This window comes from Polaromonas sp. P3_C2 (genome assembly GCF_056402675.1).
The window spans coordinates 1-4,584 of record NZ_JBFUGX010000339.1; the positions used below are offsets into that span (position 1 = coordinate 1).

At 61.8% G+C, this 4,584-nt stretch carries 6 protein-coding genes; 4 read left to right on the forward strand and 2 right to left on the reverse strand.

Going from position 1 to position 4,584, the window contains the following annotated elements:
* On the reverse strand, positions 1–207 hold a 207-nt coding region (locus tag AC1DWI_RS14495; protein WP_477725077.1), incomplete at its 3' end, for a Rieske (2Fe-2S) protein.
* Positions 208–325: 118 nt separating this feature from the next.
* Complete coding sequence (locus tag AC1DWI_RS14500) at positions 326–1,336, reverse strand: PfkB family carbohydrate kinase (RefSeq protein WP_477671139.1); 1,011 nt, start codon at positions 1,334–1,336, stop codon at positions 326–328.
* A gap of 118 nt (positions 1,337–1,454) precedes the next feature.
* On the opposite strand from AC1DWI_RS14500, the gene AC1DWI_RS14505 reads away from it, so the two are divergent.
* The 4 genes from AC1DWI_RS14505 to AC1DWI_RS14520 form a co-directional block, all read left to right on the forward strand.
* On the forward strand, positions 1,455–2,444 hold the full coding sequence (locus AC1DWI_RS14505; RefSeq protein WP_477671140.1) for a substrate-binding domain-containing protein: 990 nt from the start codon (positions 1,455–1,457) through the stop codon (positions 2,442–2,444).
* 85 nt (positions 2,445–2,529) lie between these two features.
* Positions 2,530–3,486 (forward strand): ABC transporter permease, encoded by a 957-nt coding sequence (locus tag AC1DWI_RS14510; protein ID WP_477725078.1) that lies wholly within the window; start codon positions 2,530–2,532, stop codon positions 3,484–3,486.
* Positions 3,486–4,295: an ATP-binding cassette domain-containing protein gene (locus tag AC1DWI_RS14515; protein ID WP_477671142.1), complete on the forward strand. Its 810-nt coding sequence runs from the start codon at positions 3,486–3,488 to the stop codon at positions 4,293–4,295. Before AC1DWI_RS14510 ends, AC1DWI_RS14515 begins: the two co-directional genes overlap by 1 nt.
* Before the next feature lie 185 nt (positions 4,296–4,480).
* Positions 4,481–4,584: RbsD/FucU domain-containing protein (locus AC1DWI_RS14520; RefSeq protein ID WP_477725079.1), on the forward strand; the 104-nt coding region annotated here is incomplete at its 3' end.

Sequence of the window (4,584 nt, forward strand, 5' to 3'; positions counted from 1 at the left end):
CATCAGCACCTGTCGTTCACCGACATGGCTGAGTTTGTAGTCGCCCACATTGGGAATCTCGGCCTCCAGGCCCACATAGCACCAGTGCGTGCCGTAAAAGATTTTTTCCAGCTCGCGCTGGTACAGCTGCGCATCGGTGTAGGCCCAAAAGGGCACGCGACTGGAGCCAGGGTCGCTCCAGCGTGACAGGGTATGAGGTGCGTTCATCTGAGTGTCTCCGGGTCCTGCAGCGTACCTGCGCACAGGATTTCGGACAGATAATACGCTTACTTACGATTTCCGACTTCTTTCCCTGATCTTTTCAGTAAGGCATCGGTAGCGGCCGTCAGTCAAATACGCAGGTTGCCTGTTCAATCCTGGCCTGCACTTCCGCCCCAGTCGGGGGCACACAGCCGCGTCGCATCACGCACAAGCTGGCACTGGCCATGGCGTGGGCCAGCAAGCTGCGTCCCACATCATCCGGTAGTGCCAGCAGGTCAGCAGTGCCAGTCACACCGTTTTTTCGCGCCAGCAAAGCGGCCATGAAACCGGCGAGAAAACAGTCGCCTGCACCCACGGTATCCACCACCGACAACGGCCGGGATTCGCGGGCGCGCCACCGCCGGCCATCGCTTGTCAACAGACAGGCTCCGTGCGGCCCCAGGGTCAGAACCAGCAAGCCGGCACCGCTCGTGCCGAGCAGATGCTGCGCCCGCGCAAATACATCAGCGCCAGGTATCGCCAGGCTTTCCAGGTCTTCATCGCTGACCTTGACGACGTCGGCGTGTTGCAGYGCAGCGTGCACGTTGCGCCTGTAGTCCTGCAGGTCCGGCATGACCGACGGCCGCAGGTTGGCATCCACCACCACCATGCTGCCCGCCTGATGCTGGGCACGCAGCCATGGCAGGTAGCGGCCCGCATCCTCGGGCGCGAGTGCCAGGGCACCGGTATACACCATCTCGAGCGCGGGGACGCGTTGACACGACTGGATCAGGCTGTCCGCCGTGACCGCACGGTCCGCCACATCCTGCCGGTAAAAAACGTAGTCGGGATGGCCTGCATCATTTAGCCCCACCACGGCCAGTGAGGTGCTTTGTGCCACAGGCTGTGGGCAGGCCAGCCGCACACCATCCCCGGTCAGCGCGGCAGCCAGCTGGCGGCCAAAGCGATCGCGCGACAAAGGGTTGAGGTACAGGGTGCTGACGCCCTGCCGGGCCAGCGCACGCGTCAGGTTGAAAACAGCGCCACCCGGGCAAGGTTCATAACGTCCGTCCGGTTGAACGATCAGGTCAATCAATGCCTCACCAGCGGTTGCAACTTGCAGCACTTTTTCAGGGTTTTTCTCAGGGTAATCCATAACTAAAACAACTTGATTTAATAACTCAAGCGCCACTATAGTTCACCAACACCCATCACTTATGGGTACTTTCCCGCGAACCCGGGCCTGAATGTCGATTCAACAAGGAGACCATTTCATGAAAAAGACCACCGCCCTCCTGGCACTGTCCAGCCTCGCCCTGGCCGCCACATCGGCCTTTGCAGCGGGCGAACCCGTGATCGGCCTGATTACAAAAACCGAAACCAACCCCTTCTTCGTCAAGATGAAGGAAGGTGCTGAAGCCGAGGCCAAAAAACTCGGCGCCAAGCTGCTGACCGCCGCCGGCAAATCCGACGGCGACACAGCAGGCCAGATCACCGCACTGGAAAACATGGCTGCCGGCGGCGCCAAAACCATTTTGATCACCGCCAGCGGCGACGCCATCAGCCCTACCGTCAAAAAACTCCAGGCCAAAGGCGTGCAGGTGATTGCACTGGACAGCCCTTTTGAAGGTGCCGATGCCCTGTTCGCCACCGACAACTACAAAGCCGGCGTTTTGATCGGCCAGTATGCGAAGGCGGCCATGGCCGGCAAACCTGCCAGGATTGTCACGATCGACCTGTTCCCAGGCCATCCGGTGGGGGCGCAGCGTCACAATGGGTTCATGAAGGGTTTCGGCCTGCCTGCGGCAGACGCGAAATCCAACGAGCTGTCCAAAGACGCGGCCGTGGTCTGCATGGCCGATGGTTTTGGTGACCAGGCCAAGAGCCAGACGGCCATGGAAAACTGCCTGCAGAAAAATCCCGACGTCAACGTGGTCTACACCATCAACGAGCCTGCGGCCGCGGGTGCGTTTAATGCGCTGAAAAAGGCCGGCAAGGAAAAAGGCGTGACCATTGTCTCGGTCGATGGCGGCTGCCAGGGCATCAAGGACACGGCAGCCGGCATCATCACCGCAACGTCGCAGCAATACCCCCTGACCATGGCGGCGCTGGGCGTGGCAGCAGGTGTCAGCTACGCCAAGGGCGGCAAAAAGGCTTCGGGTTACACCGACACCGGCGTGACCTTGGTCTCGGCAAAAGCCCTTCCGGGTGTAGACAGCAAAGACACCAAAACGGGACTGAACCTTTGCTGGGGTGCGAAGTAATCGGCCAGACGCCTGCCGCCTGTCATCTTGCACCAGGTCCGGTGCAGGATGACAACATCATTTTCTCCATCCTGGATCTTTACCGATGAACCTGTCTTCGCGCCACATCCCGTGGGGGGCCCTCGGCCCCTGGCTGGCCCTGCTGGCCACCTGCATCTTTTTTRCCACCCAGTCAGACCGCTTCCTGACGGGTGCAAACCTGTCCCTGGTGCTGCAGCAGGTGATGGTGGTCGGTGTCCTGGCCATTGGACAGACCCTGATCATCCTGACGGCCGGCATCGACCTGTCCTGTGGCATGGTGATGGCACTGGGCGGCATGGTGATGACCAAGTTCGCCGTGAATTACGGCATCAACCCCTACCTGGCCATTGCTTGCGGCCTGGCGGTCACGACCGGCTTCGGCCTCGTCAATGGCTTGCTGGTCACCCGTATCAAATTGCCCCCTTTCATCGTGACGCTGGGCACCCTGAACATCGCATTTGCGATCACACAGATCTACTCCAACGCGCAAATCGTTCCCAACCTCCCGGCGGAATTGACCGCGCTGGGCAACACATTCGATCTGGGCAGCACCGAAGTCAGCCTGGGAACCGTCACCATGATTGGCCTGTATCTGCTGGCGTGGTTTGTCTTGCGGGACACCGCGCCGGGCCGGCACCTGTATGCCGTGGGCAACAACGCCGAAGCAGCAAGGTTGACCGGCATCCGGGTCGACCGCGTACTGGTGGCCGTGTACGCGCTGGCCGGTCTTTTTTACGGCATCGCCGCGCTCCTGTCGGTGGCGCGCACCGGCGTCGGCGACCCGAATGCCGGGCAAACCGAAAACCTCGATGCCATCACCGCCGTGGTGCTGGGCGGCACCAGCCTGTTTGGCGGACGCGGCATCATCCTCGGCACGCTCGTCGGCGCGGTGATTGTGGGCGTGTTTCGCAACGGTCTCACCCTGATGGGCGTTGCCTCCGTCTACCAGACACTGATTACCGGCATTCTGGTGATCCTGGCAGTCGCGGCCGACCAGATGTCGCGCAAAGGGCCCCGCTGATGAACACCTCAACGCCCCTCCCCACTTCCGCACCTCTGATCATGCAGGCCAAGGGACTGGTCAAGCGCTACGGCCAGGTCACCGCACTGGACGGTACCGACTTCGAACTACGCGCCGGAGAGATCCTGGCCGTGATCGGTGACAACGGCGCCGGAAAATCCTCGCTGATCAAGGCCTTGTCGGGCGCCACCGTGCCTGACGAAGGCGAACTGTTGCTCGACGGCAAGCCGATGCGCTTCAAGTCTCCTATCGATGCGCGCCGTGCCGGGATCGAAACCGTCTACCAGGATTTGGCCGTGGCCCCTGCCATGAGCATTGCGGAAAACCTGTTTCTGGGCCGCGAACTCCTCAAGCCCGGCCCCTTGGGCCGCTGGCTGCGCCTGCTCGACAAGAAGAAGATGCTGGAGCAGGCCATTGCCCGCATGCAGGAACTCAAGGTCGGGATTCGTTCGATGACGCAGGCCGTGGAAACACTCTCCGGCGGCCAGCGCCAATGCGTGGCCGTGGCGCGCGCCGCTGCCTTTGCGCAGCATGTGGTCATCATGGATGAACCCACGGCCGCCCTTGGCGTGAAAGAAGGCAACATGGTGCTGGAGCTGATTCGCCGGGTGCGCGACAAGGGACTGCCCGTCATCTTGATCAGCCACAACATGCCGCATGTGTTTGAAATCGCCGACCGCATCCACATCCAGCGCCTGGGCCGCCGTGCGGCGGTCGTCAATCCCAAGACCATCAGCATGAGCGACACCGTGGCCGTGATGACGGGCGCCAAGACGGCCGAAGAACTGCCGGAGTCCGCACTTGCCTGACATATTGGCCCCCACGCTTGTCACTGCGTGTACTACGCTGCCCCCCGAGGGGGCGCTGCGCCTGCGGACTGGCAAAGCCAGATCCGCGGCCCCGGCTGGTAAAGAGGGGCCCCCCGCGCTTATCGCTTCGCGTACTGCTGCCGCTCGAGGGGGCACTGTCACTCCAAAATGCGTGAGGCCCGCTCATGCTTAAAGGCATTGACCCTCTACTCACGCCCGACTTGCTCAAGCTGCTGGCCGAGATGGGCCATGACGATGCGCTGCTGCTGGCCGACGCCAACTTCACGGC

Excerpts from the sequence above, each read along its gene's own strand:
- AC1DWI_RS14505 (WP_477671140.1), top strand. The coding sequence starts at position 1,455 with ATGAAAAAGACCACCGCCCTCCTGGCACTGTCCAGCCTCGCCCTGGCC.
- AC1DWI_RS14515 (WP_477671142.1), top strand. The coding sequence starts at position 3,486 with ATGAACACCTCAACGCCCCTCCCCACTTCCGCACCTCTGATCATGCAG.